Raw genomic sequence first — 17,372 nt, 5'->3', positions numbered from 1 at the left:
CCTCCGGCGGCTCCTACAGGACCCCAATGTTCCCGAATTCGAGTTTGGCCCCTAAGCCTTCGTCGAGGCGGCCCCATTCCCCGGACTCGCCGCACAGCCCGTAGGAGCAGCCGGAGGCACGACGGCCGCGAAAGCAGTGTGGCAGACAACACATCACTGACTGACTCGACCCCATCGCGGTCGTCGTGCCGCCAACGTCTCCTACAGAACTTCAGGTTGTCGAAGATTTACCCTCGAGCATGCCAAGACCTCATCTCGATCAATGCTGCAACGCGTAGCGGCGGCAATGTTCCAGATAGCCCTGCTCGTGGCTGCCGACCAGGTGCACGACGCTGGACCACAGCCAGGATGGCGCGTCGAGGGTTTGAGAGCGATTAGCCCTCAGCTCGCGGATCCAGGAAGCTCGCGTGGCCAGGTCCATTTGCCGCGCATGGGCAACGCCTACCACTTTGGCGAGATAGCCTGCAGCGCGCATGGCCTCGCTCTGGCTCAGTTGATCCAATTCCAGCTTCATGTCCTGAGGCAGCAGTTCGCGAATGAAGAAGCCGTGGTCGAGCAAGCGCGTCGCGATCATCCGGTCACCCAGACCCGGCGACAGATGCCGCGCCCCCTCCACCACGCGCTGTCCGTTGTCCCGGGGCATCCGCGCTTTCGCCGTTCGCGGCGCGGCAGCGGCCACGGCTTCCTTGATGTCGAGCAGGCAGAACTCCTGGTCGTCATCGTCGCCCACGCCAAGCAGCACGGCGTAGCGCAGCAGACCCAGCGAGCTGCAACCCTTGACCCAATACGCCGAATCCAGCAGCTCGACGCGGTCATCGCGCGAGCGGCCCTTCAGCGACGTCACCAGCGCGTGGATCTCATCCGTAGCGCATAGGGTTTTCAAGGCGCCGCGTTCGTCTTTCGACAGGCCCCAGAAATGCTTACCCAACGGGATGGTGGGCTTCATGTCCTCGATGCGTTCTTCCGCCAAGTGTTTCCAGGTGCGCTGAACCGCACTGCGCATGCCCGCCTTGACCTGCGACGGACGCTGCAATTCTTCTTCATCGCTGATCTCGAACGCCTGCTCATAACCGAGCATCATTTCTTCGAGCATCCGCGCCGTGGCCACGCCCGGCAGGTCCGAGCCACGGGCCGCGGTGGCCAACGACAACGCCAGACGCACCAGGTCATGGGCCGGATTGCCAATCACGGTCTGGTCCAGATCGCGGATGTGAATGTCGATCTTGCCGCGCAAATCACCCGTGGGCCCGAGGTTGCCCGCATGGCAATCGCCACAGATCCACACCGGCGGACCACTGGGCAGGCGTCTGCCACGTTGGGAATGCAGCCACTCGTAGAACTGAACCGTGCTGCCGCGCACATAGGCATGAGCAGAGCGGGCCATTTTCAGGTTACGAAGTTGGGTCAGGGGTTCCAGCCGTGCCGTGGGGCGAGGGGTTTTCATGTACGCATCTTTCAGGGGAAGAGGCTCTATGGACCCGCGCACTCGCTCGAACGTTTCAGAATGTTTCAGAAAGATGAAGACCCCAAGCGGCGTCCCGCACATTTGCTGAATTATCTGTCCGTCGGAGACTCTCTTTTCCAGTCACCCCATTACACACACTGATTTTCGATACCGTTTTTGAGAGAACCCAGATGCCCAACAGCACCCATTTCCGCATCGATTACCTGATTCATGGCAGCTATAAAACCTTCTACATTCACTCTCCGGCCATGGACAAGGACGAGGCGTGGCACTGGGCGACGGTGGATGCCGGGATTGGCCAGATTCCCAAATACCGTTCCGACAAAGTGCCGCGCCTGACCCAGCGCCAAGCCGAGCAAATGGGGTTGACCCACGTCGAGTGGACCGCCGCATGACCCTCCGGGAGACGATGAAAAATTCACCCTAGCCCTCCCGTTTCCTAGCGTCTTGTCGCGTCAAAACTGCTAACGTTGCCGCCACTGCGGCCTCATAGACCAACGACAAGACATAAGGAACGCCATGTTCGAATTTATCTTCCTTGCAATGCTGATCGGCGCGGGTGGCACGGCACTGCTCGACCTCTGGGCACAACTGCTGAAAAGGGTCTTCGGTTTGCCGACGCCACCCTGGCATCTGGTAGGCCGCTGGTTTGGCGGGATGCGTAACGGCCAGTTCGTGCACCACCGCGGCATCGGTAACTCACCCGAAATCCCCAACGAATCGAAGATCGGCTGGACCATGCATTACGTGATCGGCATCGTTTTCGCCGCAGCGCTGTTGCTGATCTGGGGCGTGCAATGGGCGCATCACCCGACGTTCTTTCCCGCGCTGATCGTTGGCCTGGTCACCGTTGCTGCTGGCTGGTACATCCTGCAGCCAGGCATGGGTGTCGGCGTGGCGTGCAACAAGGCGCCGAACCCGAATGTCGCGCGCATGCAAAACATCGTAGGCCACGTGGTGTTCGCCATCGGCATGTACTGGACGGCGCTGTTGGTGGGCTGAGCCCGCCTGACTCGTCTACGCTGCACCTCTCACGCTGCACCCTGTATCGATCCCGCTGAACCTCTCCCGACCTAACGGCTCTGACCCTTCAGAGCCGTTACGGCTGATCATTCCCCCCTCTCGTACAAGGAGACTTTCATGACCCAGACCGCACTCGTCGTCGGCGCCAGTGGCATCGTCGGCAGCGCCACCACCCACGCGTTGCTCGAACAGGGCTGGCAAGTGGCTGCCCTCTCCCGCCGTCCCTCGCAGACAGCGGGAGTGATTCCGGTGGCGGCGGACCTGCAAGACCCCGATTCGGTGCGCAAGGCGCTGGAGGGTCTGAAACCCACCCACGTGTTCATCACCACCTGGTCGCGTCAGGCCACCGAGGCGGAAAACATCAAGGTCAACGCGGCCATGGTGCGTAACGTGCTGGACGCCCTCAGCCCTGCGAAAAGCGTGCAGCACGTTGCGCTGGTCACCGGTCTCAAACATTACCTCGGCCCGTTCGAAGCCTACGGCAAAGGCACCCTGCCGCAGACGCCGTTCCGCGAATCCCAGGGGCGTCTGGACGTCGAAAACTTCTACTACGCCCAGGAAGATGAAGTGTTCGCCGCTGCCGAGCGCGACGGTTTCACCTGGAGCGTGCATCGCCCACACACGATCACCGGCGTAGCGGTGGGCAACGCCATGAACATGGCCACCACCCTCGCGGTGTACGCGTCGATTTGCAAAGCCACGGATCGCCCGTTCATCTTTCCCGGCTCGCGGGTGCAGTGGGACAGCCTCACGGACATGACCGACGCTCGCCAACTGGCCAAACAGCAACTGTGGGCCGCCACCACACCAGCGGCGGCGAACCAGGCGTTCAACGTCACCAACGGCGACGTGTTTCGCTGGAAATGGATGTGGGGGCAGATCGCCGCGTATTTCGAGCTGGAGCCAGCACCGTTTCCCTCGGCCGTGTCACCGCTGGAAACCCAGATGGCCGACGATCAGGCCACCTGGACCCAGATCGTGCGCGAACACGGCTTGAAAGAAGCGGACATCGAGCGCCTGATTTCCCCGTGGCACACCGACGCTGATCTGGGGCGGCCCATCGAGGTGGTCACCGACATGTCGAAAAGCCGCGCGCTGGGCTTCACTGCGTTTCAGGCCAGCGACCAAGCGTTTTTTGACGTGTTCGATGAACTCAGGGCTCAGCGCCTGATTCCTTAAGACGCAGTCCAGAAACCTTCGCGGCGCCTCACAGCGCCGCGACCAGACGCCCCACGTCTGCGATCACAGCATTGGCCTGATCAGCATCAGCCTTCGAGTCCGTGTAATACACAGTCACGATCAACGGCGCGCGGTGGGTGGGCCAAAGAACGGCCACGTCATTGCTGGCGTTGTTCGCACCTGACCCCGTTTTGTCCCCAACGCGCCAGTCCTTGGGCACACCGGCGCGCACTTTCTTGTCGCCGGTGGTGTTGCTGACCAGCCAGGCCGTCAGTTGGTCCCGCGAGGCGCCAGACAGCACGTCGCCAAGCATTAGCGTATGCAAGGTCTGCAACATGGCGATGGGAGTGGTCGTGTCCTGCGGGTCGCCCGCACGGTTTTCGTTGAGCTCGGGTTCGCGGCGGTCCAGGCGGGTGACCTGATCGCCGATGGAACGCAACCATTGGGTCAAGCCTTGCGGCCCACCGAAGCTGTCCAGCAGCAAGTTGGCAGCGGTGTTGTCGCTCAGGGTCACGGCGGCCTCACAGAGGGACCCGATGCTCAGACCGCCCTCTCCCGTATGTTTTTCAGTGGTCGGCGAATACGGCACCAGCTGTTCCTTGCCATAGACGACCAAGCGCGCCAGGTCTTCTTCCTTGCGGTCGACACGGGCCAGCACAAAGGCGGCCGCCAAGGCCTTGAATGTGCTGCACAGGGCGAAACGCTCGTCGCTCCGATGGCCGATGATTCGCTGATTGCCGGTGTCGAGGATGGCAACACCCAACCGACCGCCATGGCGACGCTCAAGGTCGGCAAGTTGCTGTTCGACGACAGGCGAAGACACGAGGTCGCTCGCCAAGGCTTTCAGGCTCCACAGCGTCGGCACCGCCCATAAGGAGGCGCCTATGAGCGATCTGCGAGTGATCAACATTCACGTCCTTGTTGTGAGGAATGAGCACGCATGATCACCGAAACGGTGACGGCCTGCCACCCTGTTTACCGACGTCAATAGAGATCGCCGCGTGGGCAACCGGCCTCCTCGACCTGAACCGCTCATGGGACTGAACGGCTCATCGATGCCGACTGAACGTCGACACCGAGCGCACCCAACTGATCAATCGCAGGGTTGCCGGGTTGTCGTGTTCTTCGTGATCGGACGCCAGCTCGCCAGCCAGAGACGCCAGCGACTGCGGCAGCAACCAAGAGATCTCCTGCTCGCTGGGCTGGCACGCTTTGGGGTTGTCTTCTTTCTCGAACGCAGGCCATGCACTCATTTCGGGACCTCCCATAAAGCCATGCCACGCGGACATGGACGTTCAGACCGAGCCGTTCAAAGGTCAAGCACGAGCGGCCCTGTCGCCGGGACCGCGCAGCAGATCAGCACCTCCCCCGCCGCGGGCATTTCGGCGGGAGGCGTCGGGTAATGCACTTCACCCTTGATCAGCCGGGTCCGGCATGTGCCGCATGAACCACTGCGGCAGCTGTATTCAGGTTCAAGGCCACGGCTTTCGGCGAGCTCCAGCAGCGTGCCGCCGTCCGGTTGCCAGCGCGCCTCCTTGGCGGAGCGTTCGAATACCACGGGCACCGAGGCAGTGGCGGCCGGGGGCTGTTGCAACGTCTGCGCCTGCGCGTCGCGGGTCCGCTGCAGGGTCGACGGGCCGAAGGTTTCGGCGTGAATCCGCTCGTCGCGGATGTGCATTGCCCTCAGTTCGTCATACAGCCCTTGGGTGAAGCTGGCCGGCCCGCAGAGGTAAAACTCGAAGTCATCGAACGGCAACAGCGCCTTAAGCAGATCAAGGTCAATACGACCCGAGACCTGAAAATCCTTGCCTGCACGGGCGGTACGTTCGGGCTGGCTGAGCAGGCGCACGGCGGTCAGTTCCTCTCCGGCGTTGGCAATCAGTGTGTCCAATTCGTCGCGAAATGCCAGGTCCACCAGACGACGTGCACTTTGCAGGAACCAGACCGGGCGCGTACGCCGCTTGCGTTTGTTCTGGTACAGCACCTCGCGCAGCATCGACAGCATGGGCGTGACCCCGATGCCAGCGCCCATCAGCACCAGCGGCCGCGCTTCCAGCGGCTCGACCAGAAAGCTGCCCTGCGGCGCCCGCGCCTCGATCACATCGCCGACGCTAATCTGATCGTGCAGGTGCCCGGAGACCAGGCCGTCCCGCTTGACGCTGATGCGCAAGAAATCGTCTGACGGTGCGCTCGACAAACTGTAGGTGCGAATCACCGGCTTCGCCTGCCCTGGCAGTTGGAAACGCAGCGGCAGATGCTGGCCAGCTTTGTACACCGGCAGGCCCGCGCCATCCACCGTCTCGAAATAGAACGAGCGGATGCCGTGACTCTCGTCGTGGACACGCGCCACACGCAGCGGTCGCCACTGATCGCGCAGGGCGTCGGCCTGCAGGCGCGCGTTGGCCTGATCCCAGTCGCCCGTCATCAGGCTGTTGGGGGAGAACTCATCGAAGCCCCAGCGCGAACGCAACGCCGCCGGGCGCCGTATGACCTGATGCACCTTGACCTGCCACAGCCGCTCGGCCCCTTGAAACGCGGCAATTTCAGGCCCGTCGAGGATCACCGTCGCGTGGCCGGTGACGTGCAGCATGTCGCCGGTGGCGAAGTCGATGAACAACAACCCGGCCTTGGGATTGGCCACCAGGTTACCCAAGGTGTTGAAAAACAGGTTGCCGGCAAAATCGGGTACGGTCAGCACATCCTCTTCGACCCTGACGAAACCGGCGCGCCCACCGCGATGGGACACATCGACCGAGCGGTGCGGTTGATCGCCCTCCAGGTCGACGTAGCTGGCGACGAAAAACGTATCAGCGCCGCGAATGGTCGCTACGGCCGCGTCGTCCAGTGACGTCAGGCGTTGTACCAGCGCGCGGTCGGTTTCCCGCCCTTCAGTGCCGCGTTGAAGCGGTCGCCGTTGAATGTACTGCGGGCAGTTGCCGAAAGACTGCTCGACGGCGACGGAAAAACCGTGTTCGTCCACCGCTTGCAGGTGCCCGTTGAGGCGGTTGCGCCGGCGGGTGAAGAGGTCGATGCCCAACAGCCCCAATGCTGCCCCGGGCTCGAAGTGCGCTCCCACCGGGTCGTCGACGTCCGGCAGCCAGGCGATGTCGAGCCGTTTCGGATCAGGTGAGCGGATGAAGCCTTCGTCACCGTCCATGAGGCTCGCCCACGGCCAGCCCTGCGCGTCCACCGCCCCGATGATCAGGTACGGAATCTGCTCGTAGAATTCGCGGTGCTGATCCGGCATGTGATCACGGACGAACTTGCGCCCTACCACGTCCATGCGTTCGACGACCCCTGCATGCTGCTGCACGTGCAACTCACCGGCATGCCAGGGGGACGGTTTTTCCAGGGTGACATCATTCATGGCGCAAGCTCCTAGCGGAATGAGAAGGCGAGGACTTCGCGATCAGGATCGACGGGGGACGCGACGACGCAACACTCCCCCGGCGGCTTCCCGCGACCGCTTCAATGATCCGTCGGAGGGATCACACCACCAGACCGGCTTTGGTGCTCGGCATCGGCACGAATCCGTTCAGGCCTTCGATACGCGCCAGCCAGTTGCGGATATTGGGATAGGTCTCCAGCGAGACATTGCCCTCGGGCGCATGGGCGATGTAGCTGTAGGCGCTCACGTCGGCGATGGTGGCGTGGTCGGTGACCAGAAAATCGCGGCCGCTCAGGTGCTGTTCAATGATCTGCAGAATGGCGTGGGCGCGAGTGAGGGTGTCTTTCGGGTCGAAATCCGCGCCGAACACCGTGATCAGGCGAGCGCGGGCCGGGCCCGACGCGATCTGACCGGAGGCGACCGACAACCACTGTTGAACCTGGGCCGCTGCTTCGGCGTCAGCGGGCAGCCATTGCCCCGTGGCGTCGTACTTCTTGGCCAGGTACACCAGGATCGCGGTGGAGTCGGAGATGATCGTGCCATTGTCGTCGAGGGCCGGCACCTGGCCAAACGGGTTGATTGCCAGGTACTCGGCGGTTTTGTGCGCGCCGTTGGCCAGGTCAACGAAATGAATCTCCGGCGTCAGCCCCAGCAATGAGAGCATGAGCTGGGCGCGGTGCGAGTGACCGGAGAGCGGGAAGTGATGCAGTGTGATGGCGGACATGAAAAGGCTCCTGTAGCGATCGTGGATTGAATGCAGGCGGCGGAGGTTGCACCGCGCTGATGGAGTGAATCATGAGTCACCCCGCACATCGGCGGAATCACCAACAAAAGCAATCCAGTGTTTCAGCAGGTGAAATAAACGCCGCTGATCGCAGCCCTGCTTCAGCCCTTCAGCGCCGGATGCTCCCGCAACCGTTCGACGGCGAAGTCGATGAAACTGCGAACCCGCGCCGAGGCGCGCAGCCCTTCGCGGTAGATGAGGTACGCAGGTAGCGGCGCCACGTCATACGCTTGCAGCACCTGTTGCAGGCGCCCGGTCGGCAGATGTTCGTGCACTTCATGGCTCAGGCACGAGACCAACCCCGCGCCGCGGAGGGCGGCATTGATCGCAGCGACCCGGGTGTTGCAACGCAGGCCCGGCTTGAAGGCCAGGCTGCGCACGATGCCGTTGCGCTGGAATCGCCACTCGTGGGTCCAACTGTCGGCATTGCAGGCGATCAGCGCGTGCTGCTGCACTTCGCTGGGCGTTTGCGGCGCGCCATACCGTTGCAGGTACGCGGGGCTGGCGCAGATCATGGGCCGCAGCGCACCCATCTTGCGCGCCACCATGTTCGCGTCAGGCAGGTCACCGATCAGCACGGCGACGTCCACGCCATTTTCGTGCAGGTTGGGAAAATGGTTCTGGTAGGCAATAGATATCTGGATTCCGGGCCAGGCATCGAGGTAATCCAACACCAGCGGCAGCATCAGCCTCTCCCCGAACAGCGGTGGCGTGGCCAGGGTCAGCAGCCCTCGCGGCTCGACGTGCAGACCATTGGCCGACGCATCGGCTTCGTCTGTCGCGCGCAGCAACCGCACGCACTCCTCGGCAAAGTACCGCCCGCTTTCGGTCACCGTCACCCCGCGCGTGTTGCGCTCCAGCAGCGGTCTGCCCAGGCGCTGTTCAAGGGCCGCCAGCGCGCGGCTGACCGTGGCTTCGGACACGTTCAGCCGGCGTGATGCGGCGGCCAGACTGGCGGACTGCGCCACGGCCGCGAAGATCGTCATCTGTCGATGGCGTTCCATTAACGGCGGCTCGGGGTGGCGGGACGAATCGCCGGGTCCTGGCGCAGGCGTTCGACGCAGAAATCGACGAAGGTGCGCACCTTGGCCGACACTTTGCGCTCAGCCTGATAGCAGATGTGCACAGGAACCGGCGCCTCTTCGAAAGCTTCCAGAATCAGCACCAGTTCACCTGAGGCAACCCGGCTGGCGACCTGATACGACAAGGCCCGGGTGATTCCCCACCCGCGGCTGGCGGCAGTGATGGCCGCCTGGTTGGCGGACACGGTCAAGCGCGATTGCAGGTCAATCTGAAACGGTTTGCCCCCTTCGACGAAGGTCCAGCGACGCATCAGCGCGCTGGCGTCCGAGACGATCAGGCGGTGGTCTTTGAGCGCTTCGGGGTGCTGCGGATGGCCGTGGGCCGCCAGATAGGCGGGGGATGCGCACAGAACCGTGCGCACTTCACCGACTGGGATGCCGTGCTGGCTGGCGTCCATCAGGTGGCCGATGCGCACGGCCACATCGATCCCCTCCTCGACCATCCGCGTGATCCGGTCCAGCAGCAACGCGTTGACGCTGACGCCGGAGTATTGCTGGAGATAATCCACCACCAGCGGCATCACGAACAGCTCGCCGAACAGTATCGAGGCCGTGACCGTGAGGTGCCCGACCGGCGCTGTGATGCTTCCGCCTGCGGCGTCCTCGGCTTCTTCGATTTCGCCGAGAATGCGTCGGCAGTCACTGAAATAACGCTGCCCCGCCTCGCTCAAATGCACGCTGCGCGTGGTGCGCGACAACAGCAGCGTGCCGATACGCTTCTCCAGCGCGGCCACCGCGCGGGTCACGCTGGGTGCCGACATCTCCAGACGCCGCGCCGCCTCCGCGAAACTGCGCGCTTCGCACACGGCGATAAAGACCTGCATTTCCTGAAATCTGTCCATGGCTGGGCTCAGTGGTAAGGCACCGTGCCAGTGAACGCGATAGCGGCGTCGGGATGCAAGGTTCGCAGGGCCGATTCAACCCTCCTAACAGCCAGCAACGGCCGCGATGGCGGTGGGTCAGCGGGTGATTTACCACCTGAAATTGCCATCGCGGCCGTCGTGCCTCCGGCGGCTCCTACAGAGTCAGAGGCGATTCACAGGGTTGTGATCGGCACAAAACCGCGACGGCGCTGGGCATCACCCGCGTGATTGATCCAACACAGGCCTTGTAGGTGCCGCTGGAGGCACGACGGCCGCGATGGCAGTGTGACAGGCAACGCCAATGCATTCGCCAAACGCACGCTTCGCCCATGATGTCGATGGAAGCTTTCAACGTGGCTCACTGCGCATAAAGATGTGACACATCCCGTAATATTTGCTTGACGAGCCGCACCTGGATAGGCGTTCATATTGGCGAACGGTCATACTCCAATTTACGCGTCTGGGCTCTCGGGGATTTTTCCATGGTTTCGTCGGTTCTGGCGGCGTCGCTTTCGCGTCGTCACATTCATTACAGCTGGGTGATCCTGGCGGTGACCTTTCTCACCATGTTAGTGATGGCTGGCGCGGTGGGGGCACCGGGCGTGTTCATCCGCCCTCTGGAAGCCGAATTCGGCTGGGACACCGCGGAGATTTCTTCGGCGCTGGCGATCCGCTTTGCGCTATTTGGCCTCACCGGCCCGTTCGCGGCGGCCTTCATGAATCACTTCGGCGTACGTCAGGTGGTGTTGACCGCGTTGACGCTGGTCGCCAGCGGCATGCTGCTGTCGTTGTTCATGACGCAATTCTGGCAGTTGGTCGTGCTGTGGGGATTGGTGGTGGGGTTCGGCACCGGTCTGACGGCCATGGTGTTGGGCGCGACCGTCGCCACCCGCTGGTTTTCGCAACGTCGCGGGGTCGCCATGGGGCTGCTATCGGCGAGCTCGGCCACCGGGCAACTGGTGTTCATGCCGATGCTGGCCAACGTGACCGAACATTTTGGCTGGCGAACGGCGTTGACCTGCATCTGTGTGGCCATCGTCGTCGCCGGGGTCGCAGTCCTCGCACTGATGCGCAACCACCCTGCCGACCTGCAAATGCCCTCCTACGGCGATACCGATATTCAGCCCGTCGCCGCCAGCACGCACACGTTCTCGCAATTGTTGCTCACACCGTTGCAGGTACTGCGCGACGTGTCCGGCACCTGGACGTTCTGGGTGCTGTTCATGACATTTTTCATCTGTGGCGCCAGCACCAACGGCCTGATTCAGACGCACTTCATCAGCCTGTGCGGCGACTACGGCCTGATCGCCACCACGGCTGCCAGCATGTTGGCCGTGATGGGGATCTTCGATTTCGTCGGCACCATCGGCTCAGGCTGGCTGTCCGACCGTTTCGACAACCGCTGGCTGCTGTTCAGTTATTACGGCCTGCGCGGGGTGGCGCTGCTCATCCTGCCGTTCTCGGATTTCACCGTCTACGGCCTGTCATTCTTCGCCCTGATCTACGGCCTGGACTGGATCGCCACCGTACCGCCAACGGTGAAGCTGACGGTACAGCGCTTCGGTCCGGCCCGGGCCAACATCGTCTTTGGCTGGATCTTCGCCGGCCATCAACTGGGCGCGGCTTTCGCCGCCTTTGGGGCGGGGTGGACACGCACACACTTCGCCAGTTACCTGCCGGCGTTCTTCATCTCCGGCCTGCTGTGTGTGATCGGTGCGCTGATTGCGTTGTCCATCGTGCCGGCGCTGAAGTCCGCCCAGCCTCAGACCCACTGACGGGCCATCAGCCAGACGCCGTAGCCGATCCCCATCAACCCCCAGGCCAACAGCGGGTGAAACACCACCCGCCAGACCAGTGCACGGGGGTCGAAACCGACGCCATGGACGAAACCGCCGGCCACGCCCCACATGACCAACATCAGCAGGCTGTGGGAATAGTGGCCGTCGGCGTCCAGCATCGACGCCGGGTGCACCAGCAGCACCAGGCTCAGGGGCACCGCCATCAGCAGGGACAACGCCCTGCCGAGGCTGTGTTTGAAGGGCGCGTTCAGCGCCTCAGCGGTCACGACCGTTCTCCAGCGCGCTGGCGTCGGATGACTCCAGCCACAGCGCGTTGATGATGCCGAAGCTGCAAGCCAGCAATACGCCAAGTATCCAGGCGAAATACCACATGTTGTTCTCCTCGATGAAGTCCGGGCTCAGTACAGGCCATGGGGGTTGTGGTCAATGTGCGCGGTGGTGACCTTGCCCCACATCTTGGCGTAGCACCACAGCGTGTAGCAGAGGATGATCGGCACGAAAATCGCCGCTGCGACGGTCATGATGACCAGGGTCTTATGGCTGGACACGGCGTCCCACACGGTCAGGCTGGACGCCAGGTCAAGGCTCGACGGCATGACGAACGGGAACAGGGCGAAGCCCGCCGTGCACAGCGTGCCGACGATGGCCAGGCTGCTGCCGAGGAACGCCATCCGGCCCTGCCCGGCGCTGGCACACAGCAAGGCCAGCAGGCCGCCGAAGAGACCCAGCAGCGGCGCGATCACGGTCAACGGATGAGCGTGATAGTTGGCCATCCAGCCGTGGTTGGTGGCGACGACGCTCTTGGCCAGCGGATTCAGCGCCGCGCCCGCGTCGACTGCCGACGTGATCGCCAGGCCTTGAATACCGCCGAGCAACAGCCACACGCCCGCGCCGACGAACGATAGCAGGAAGACCAGCGACAGCAGTTGCGTGGCGCGGCGAGAGCGGCGGGCAATCGCGCCCTCGGTGCGCATCATCAACCAACTGCCACCGTGCAGGCCAAGCATGCTCAGGCTGACGACACCGGCCAACAGACCGAAGGGGCTGAGCAGTTGCCAGAAGTTGCCGTGGTAGCTGGTGCGCAGGGTGTCGTCGAACTGGAACGGCACGCCCAACAGCAGGTTGCCGAAGGCCACCCCGAACACCAGCGAAGGGACCAGGCCGCCGACGAACAGGCCCCAGTCCCAACTTTGCCGCCAGCGGGTGTTTTCCAGCTTGCTGCGGTAGTCGAAACCCACCGGGCGCACGAACAGCGCGAACAGCACCAGCAGCAGCGCCCAGTACAGCCCCGAGAACGCCGCCGAGTACACCAGCGGCCAGGCGGCGAACAGCGCGCCCCCGGCGGTGATCAGCCACACCTGGTTGCCGTCCCAGTGCGGTGCGATGGTGTTGATCACCACCCGCCGTTCGTTGTCAGTGCGGCCGACGAAGGGCATCAGCATCGCGGCGCCCAGGTCGAAGCCGTCGGTCAGGGCGAAGCCGATCAGCAGCACGCCGACCAGCACCCACCAAATGAGTTTGAGTGTCTCGTAATCGAACATCATGTGTTCCTCAGGCCAGCGTCGGTTGTTGGGCAGCGGGCACGTCGCTGTCGCGGCGCTCGAAGTGATAACGACCGGTGTGCAGGCTGCTTGGGCCCAGGCGGGCGAACTTGATCATCAGGTACATCTCGATGATCAGCAGGACGGTGTAGAAGCCCACCAGTGCCAGGATCGAGCCGATGACATCGCCGCTGGACAGCGTCGAGGCCGACAGGTGAACCGGCAGCACTTCACCGATGGACCACGGCTGCCGCCCGTGCTCGGCCACCCACCAGCCGGTCTGCGTGGCGATCCATGGCAGCGGCAGGCTGAACAGCGCCCACTTCAGCAGCCAGCGTTTGCTCGATTCGTTCTTGCGCGCCGAGGCGTAGAAGGCGCAGGCGAACAGCAGCAGCATCAACACGCCACTGAGCACCATGATGCGGAAGGTCCAGAAGATCGACGCCACGTGAGGGACCGAATCCAGCGCCGCCTGCTGGATCTGTTGTTCGTTGGCGTCCACCACTTTGTCGGTGTACTTCTTCAGCAGCAGGCCATAGCCCAGGTCCTTCTTCACCTCGTTGAAGGCGTTGAGGGTGTGCTCGCTCTTGTCGCCCGCACGCAGTTTGCCCAACAGATCGTAAGCGACCATGCCGTTGCGGATACGGCCCTGGTGTTCGACGACCAGATCCTTGATGCCGGTGACCTGCTTGTCCACCGAGCGGGTGGCGATGATGCCCATCACGTAAGGGATCTTCACCGCGTAATCGGTGCGCTGGGTTTCCTGATTCGGCAGCCCGAACAAGGTGAACGCGGCCGGTGCAGGCTCGGTGTCCCATTCGGCTTCGATGGCGGCCAGCTTGGTTTTCTGCACGTCGCCAATCTCGTAACCGGATTCGTCGCCTAATACGATCACCGAGAGAATCGAGGCCATGCCGAATGCCGAGGCGATGGCGAACGAGCGGCGGGCGAAGCCGATGTCGCGGCCCTTGAGCAGATACCAGCTGGAGATCGCCAGCACGAAGATCGAGCCGGTCACGTAGCCAGAGGCCACGGTGTGCACGAACTTGACTTGCGCGACCGGGTTGAACAGCAGGTCGGCGAAGCTGGTCAGCTCCATGCGCATGGTGGTGAAGTTGAATTCGGCGCCGACCGGGTTCTGCATCCAGCCGTTGGCAATCAGAATCCACAGCGCCGACATGTTCGAGCCGATGGCGACCAGCCAGGTCACAGTCAGGTGCTGCACGCGTGTCAGGCGATCCCAGCCGAAGAAGAACAGGCCGATGAAGGTCGATTCGAGGAAGAACGCCATCAGACCTTCGATCGCCAGTGGCGCACCGAAAATGTCACCGACGTAGTGGCTGTAGTACGCCCAGTTGGTACCGAACTGGAACTCCATCGTCAGGCCGGTGGTGACGCCGAGGGCGAAGTTGATGCCGAACAGCTTGCCCCAGAACTTGGTCATGTCCTTGTACACCTGCTTGCCGGTCATGACGTAGACCGACTCCATGATGGCCAGCAGGAAGGTCATGCCCAGCGTGAGCGGCACGAAGATAAAGTGATACAGCGCGGTCATCGCGAACTGCAGCCGAGATAAATCGACGACTGATTCCGAAATCATTTGGGGTTCTTCTCATCAGATACGGGAGGGGCGCCCAATACATGCAGGCCAGCTTGCACCCCGTCATCCTTGACTTCGACCGGTGCGTCGAACCAGACGCTACGGATGCCCATCAGCAAGACGAGCTTGATCAACAGGATCAGGCCAATTTCTTTCGCCAGCGGGTGTTTGAGGAAATCGAAAGGACCGGGCATGTTGAAGACTCGTCGGGGTGCGTAGAAATTTTCCTACAGCATCTTTCGAGACCCTTGACCCAGGTCAAAAAATGGCGGGTAACCGGGTGTGACAGAACGCCACAGCGACTGTTGAACGGGCTATCCAGGGAAAATGCTCCTTGCGAGCCGCTAGGCGGACGACAGGCATGAAGGCAATCATAAACGGCAGGTAAGCGCCTCAAGTGGCGGATTCTTCAGCCGATATCGTGGGTATAAGAGGCAGTCTGGCCATGTCTTTCCGCGCCTTCGGCGGATCGGAAACAGCCGCTGCTGCCGTCGATGAGGTAGCAGGCCATGACACCCCGAATGCTCAAATCCAAGGCTCGCAGCGCGTTGTTCGGCGCGGTCTTGCTGTGCATGGGCGTTCAGGGGGCGAACGCCGGGCCGATCCGGATCGTCACCGAAGAGCTGCCGCCCTATAACATGACCCGCGACGGGCAGTTGACCGGCATGAGCACCGAGGTCGTGCGCGCGGTACTGAAAGAAATCAACCTGGACGCGACCATCCAGTCCATGCCCTGGGCGCGGGCCTATGACTTGGCACTGCACGACCCTGACGTGCTGATTTACTCCATCACTCGCACCGCCGAGCGCGAGCCGTTGTTCAAGTGGGTCGGCACCATCGCCGCGGCGCGCTGGTTCATTTATTCCTCCTCGACCCACCCCATCGCCTTGATGGACCTGGACGATGCCCGCGACTGGCAGACCGCGACGGTCAATGAGGATGTCGGTGAGCAATACCTGATGAGCCAGCACTTTCTCGTCGGTCGGCACCTGCAATCGAGCAACCGTTACGAACTCAATTACCAGAAGCTGCGCACCGGGCATGTGGACCTGTGGATCTCCGACGAACTCAACGCGCATTACATCGTGCATCAGGCCGGTGACGACCCGGCGCAAACGTTGGTGCAATCCTTGCGTGTGCCCGCGCTGGAAGAAGCGGGAGGGTTCAGCATGGCTTTCAGTCGCGGGACGCCAGATGCTACTGTTCAGCTGTTTCAGCAAGGGCTGAGGACTGTCCGTGAGAACGGGACCTACGATGCCATCGCACGTAAATGGAATTGAGCATGCTGGCTGAGTCCGAGTCCAAGACCCCTGAAAACGCTGGCGCGCCTCCCCGGTCCGGTTCCCTGGCACGTCGGCTGGTGTTGGCGACACTGGCGTTCTGCGTGCTGTTCACCTTGGCCACCGTCACGGTCAGGACCTTCTTCGCCTGGAACACCAACCTCTCCACCATGAACGCGGAACTGGGCCTGATCGATCAGGTGTTTCAGGGCACGCTGTCCAAGGCGGTGTGGGAAATGGACAACGAAGCCTTGCAGACACAGATCGACAGCGTCGCCCTGGCTGCCCCGGTGGGGCGGGTCGAACTGCGCATTCTGCGTCCGGGCCGTGCGCCGGAAGTGCTGGACCGCCAACATCCCGGCCATGTCGGCTCCACCCTCGCCCCAGCCCTGCACCGCCAGTTGACCGTGACGCCCTACCCTGGCGCCAATGAAGTGGTCGGCGAGCTCACCATTGAAGGCGACGAAAGCCTGCTGTGGAAGCGCCTGTGGAAAGAGGTCGCGGTCATCATGCTGACCCAGATCATTCAGTCGCTGGCGTTGGCCGGGCTGATCATGGGCATGTTCAACCGCTCGGTGACGCTCCACGTGCGCCGCATCGCCGAACACCTGGAGCAACTCACGCCGCGCAATCTGAAACATCACCTGAATCTGGGTCGCGGGGGTAAGGCCGTCGACGAGTTGGACCTGCTGGAAGCCGGGGTCAACGATCTGCAGGACAAACTGGCCGCCCACCTGGAGCGCCAGACCCGCGACGAAATCGCCCTTGCCGCCAGCCGCGACCAGCTGGCCGATCTGGTGGAGCAGCGCACCGCACAACTCAAGGCGGCCAACACCCGTCTCGAAGCCCTGACCCGCTTCGACCCGCTCACGGGCCTGGCCAACCGGCGTCACTTCGATGAAGTGAAAGAGCTGGAATTCAACCGCGCTCTGCGTCATCGGCAGGCGTTTTCCGTGCTGATGTGCGACATCGATTACTTCAAGCTCTACAACGACAACTACGGACACGCCAACGGTGACCAGTGCCTGCGCGATGTGGCGCTGACCATGAGCGCGCTGTTTTCGCGCTCTGGCGAGTTGGTGGCGCGTCTGGGCGGTGAGGAGTTTGCGGTGCTGTTGCCCGGCCAGAACCGGGAACAGGCCCTCAGCTCCGCCGAGCGTTTGCGGGGACTGCTGGCCGAGCAGAAACTGCCGCATACCGGTTCGGGGGTGTCGCCTTACGTGACGATGAGCATCGGCATCGCCGAACTCGACCCGGCCAACATGGACCGTTTCGATCAACTGCTGCAGAGCGCCGACAAGGCCCTGTACCGCGCCAAAAGCCAGGGTCGCAACCGGTGTGAGATCTGACCTGATCAAGGAGAGCATC

18 protein-coding genes are annotated in these 17,372 nt (G+C 62.7%); 6 read left to right on the top strand and 12 right to left on the bottom strand.

Annotated elements, in window-relative coordinates; genetic code table 11:
- Positions 1-259 precede the first annotated feature (259 nt).
- A complete protein-coding gene (locus B3N48_RS08340) occupies positions 260-1,444 on the bottom strand; it encodes a DUF2252 domain-containing protein (RefSeq protein WP_296181975.1) in 1,185 nt (394 codons plus the stop codon).
- A gap of 191 nt (positions 1,445-1,635) precedes the next feature.
- On the opposite strand from B3N48_RS08340, the gene B3N48_RS08335 reads away from it, so the two are divergent.
- The 3 genes from B3N48_RS08335 (at position 1,636) to B3N48_RS08325 (ending at position 3,667) form a co-directional block, all read left to right on the top strand.
- Positions 1,636-1,860: a DUF6555 family protein gene (locus B3N48_RS08335; RefSeq protein ID WP_296181973.1), complete on the top strand. Its 225-nt coding sequence runs from the start codon at positions 1,636-1,638 to the stop codon at positions 1,858-1,860.
- 124 nt (positions 1,861-1,984) lie between these two features.
- A complete protein-coding gene (locus B3N48_RS08330; RefSeq protein ID WP_296181970.1) occupies positions 1,985-2,467 on the top strand; it encodes a DUF2938 domain-containing protein in 483 nt (160 codons plus the stop codon).
- 138 nt (positions 2,468-2,605) lie between these two features.
- The gene (locus tag B3N48_RS08325; RefSeq protein WP_296181968.1) at positions 2,606-3,667 is read left to right on the top strand and encodes an SDR family oxidoreductase; all 1,062 of its coding nucleotides are present in this window, start codon (positions 2,606-2,608) and stop codon (positions 3,665-3,667) included.
- 28 nt (positions 3,668-3,695) lie between these two features.
- Here B3N48_RS08325 and bla read toward each other — a convergent pair whose 3' ends face one another.
- From bla to B3N48_RS08295, 6 genes are all read right to left on the bottom strand, one after another.
- Entirely contained in the window at positions 3,696-4,577 is an 882-nt protein-coding gene (bla, locus tag B3N48_RS08320; RefSeq protein ID WP_296181967.1) for a class A beta-lactamase, read from the bottom strand.
- A gap of 139 nt (positions 4,578-4,716) precedes the next feature.
- The gene (locus tag B3N48_RS08315; protein ID WP_296181964.1) at positions 4,717-4,920 is read right to left on the bottom strand and encodes a hypothetical protein; all 204 of its coding nucleotides are present in this window, start codon (positions 4,918-4,920) and stop codon (positions 4,717-4,719) included.
- 56 nt (positions 4,921-4,976) lie between these two features.
- Entirely contained in the window at positions 4,977-7,034 is a 2,058-nt protein-coding gene (locus tag B3N48_RS08310; RefSeq protein WP_296181962.1) for a pyridoxamine 5'-phosphate oxidase family protein, read from the bottom strand.
- Positions 7,035-7,155: 121 nt separating this feature from the next.
- Positions 7,156-7,779, bottom strand: coding sequence for a glutathione S-transferase family protein (locus tag B3N48_RS08305; RefSeq protein WP_296181958.1), 624 nt, complete (start codon positions 7,777-7,779; stop codon positions 7,156-7,158).
- 161 nt (positions 7,780-7,940) lie between these two features.
- Positions 7,941-8,843, bottom strand: a complete 903-nt coding sequence (locus B3N48_RS08300; RefSeq protein ID WP_296181955.1) for a LysR family transcriptional regulator — start codon at positions 8,841-8,843, stop codon at positions 7,941-7,943.
- Positions 8,843-9,763: a LysR family transcriptional regulator gene (locus B3N48_RS08295; protein ID WP_296181952.1), complete on the bottom strand. Its 921-nt coding sequence runs from the start codon at positions 9,761-9,763 to the stop codon at positions 8,843-8,845. Before B3N48_RS08295 ends, B3N48_RS08300 begins: the two co-directional genes overlap by 1 nt.
- 503 nt (positions 9,764-10,266) lie before the next feature.
- Between B3N48_RS08295 and B3N48_RS08290 the strand changes: the two genes are divergently transcribed.
- Positions 10,267-11,559 carry an MFS transporter gene (locus tag B3N48_RS08290; RefSeq protein WP_296181948.1) on the top strand — a complete coding sequence of 431 codons (1,293 nt, stop codon included), beginning with the start codon at positions 10,267-10,269 and terminating at the stop codon, positions 11,557-11,559.
- On the opposite strand, the gene B3N48_RS08285 is transcribed toward B3N48_RS08290, so the two are convergent.
- The 5 genes from B3N48_RS08285 to cydP are packed head-to-tail and all read right to left on the bottom strand — an operon-like array spanning position 11,547 to position 14,918.
- Positions 11,547-11,849, bottom strand: coding sequence for a cyd operon YbgE family protein (locus tag B3N48_RS08285; protein WP_296181944.1), 303 nt, complete (start codon positions 11,847-11,849; stop codon positions 11,547-11,549). The two genes, B3N48_RS08290 and B3N48_RS08285, sit on opposite strands and share 13 nt — an antisense overlap.
- Positions 11,839-11,955: a cytochrome bd-I oxidase subunit CydX gene (gene cydX, locus B3N48_RS08280; protein WP_296181942.1), complete on the bottom strand. Its 117-nt coding sequence runs from the start codon at positions 11,953-11,955 to the stop codon at positions 11,839-11,841. Before cydX ends, B3N48_RS08285 begins: the two co-directional genes overlap by 11 nt.
- A 26-nt stretch (positions 11,956-11,981) precedes the next feature.
- Complete coding sequence (gene cydB, locus B3N48_RS08275) at positions 11,982-13,124, bottom strand: cytochrome d ubiquinol oxidase subunit II (protein ID WP_296181984.1); 1,143 nt, start codon at positions 13,122-13,124, stop codon at positions 11,982-11,984.
- A 10-nt stretch (positions 13,125-13,134) separates the two neighbouring features.
- Positions 13,135-14,724, bottom strand: coding sequence for a cytochrome ubiquinol oxidase subunit I (locus B3N48_RS08270; RefSeq protein WP_296181940.1), 1,590 nt, complete (start codon positions 14,722-14,724; stop codon positions 13,135-13,137).
- Positions 14,721-14,918, bottom strand: a complete 198-nt coding sequence (gene cydP / locus B3N48_RS08265; protein ID WP_166597345.1) for a cytochrome oxidase putative small subunit CydP — start codon at positions 14,916-14,918, stop codon at positions 14,721-14,723. The genes B3N48_RS08270 and cydP overlap by 4 nt, the downstream gene beginning before the upstream one ends.
- A gap of 315 nt (positions 14,919-15,233) precedes the next feature.
- Between cydP and B3N48_RS08260 the strand changes: the two genes are divergently transcribed.
- Both B3N48_RS08260 and B3N48_RS08255 read left to right on the top strand, forming a co-directional pair.
- The gene (locus B3N48_RS08260) at positions 15,234-16,004 is read left to right on the top strand and encodes a substrate-binding periplasmic protein (protein WP_414704210.1); all 771 of its coding nucleotides are present in this window, start codon (positions 15,234-15,236) and stop codon (positions 16,002-16,004) included.
- Between the two features lie 2 nt (positions 16,005-16,006).
- Positions 16,007-17,353 carry a GGDEF domain-containing protein gene (locus B3N48_RS08255; RefSeq protein WP_296181936.1) on the top strand — a complete coding sequence of 449 codons (1,347 nt, stop codon included), beginning with the start codon at positions 16,007-16,009 and terminating at the stop codon, positions 17,351-17,353.
- The last annotated feature ends 19 nt before the right edge of the window (positions 17,354-17,372 follow it).

The organism is Pseudomonas sp. UBA1879 (genome assembly GCF_002338065.1).
In the GTDB taxonomy this organism is placed as follows: domain Bacteria; phylum Pseudomonadota; class Gammaproteobacteria; order Pseudomonadales; family Pseudomonadaceae; genus Aquipseudomonas.
Note: the sequence above shows the minus strand (reverse complement) of the source record. Positions and strands in the feature narration are given on the sequence as shown.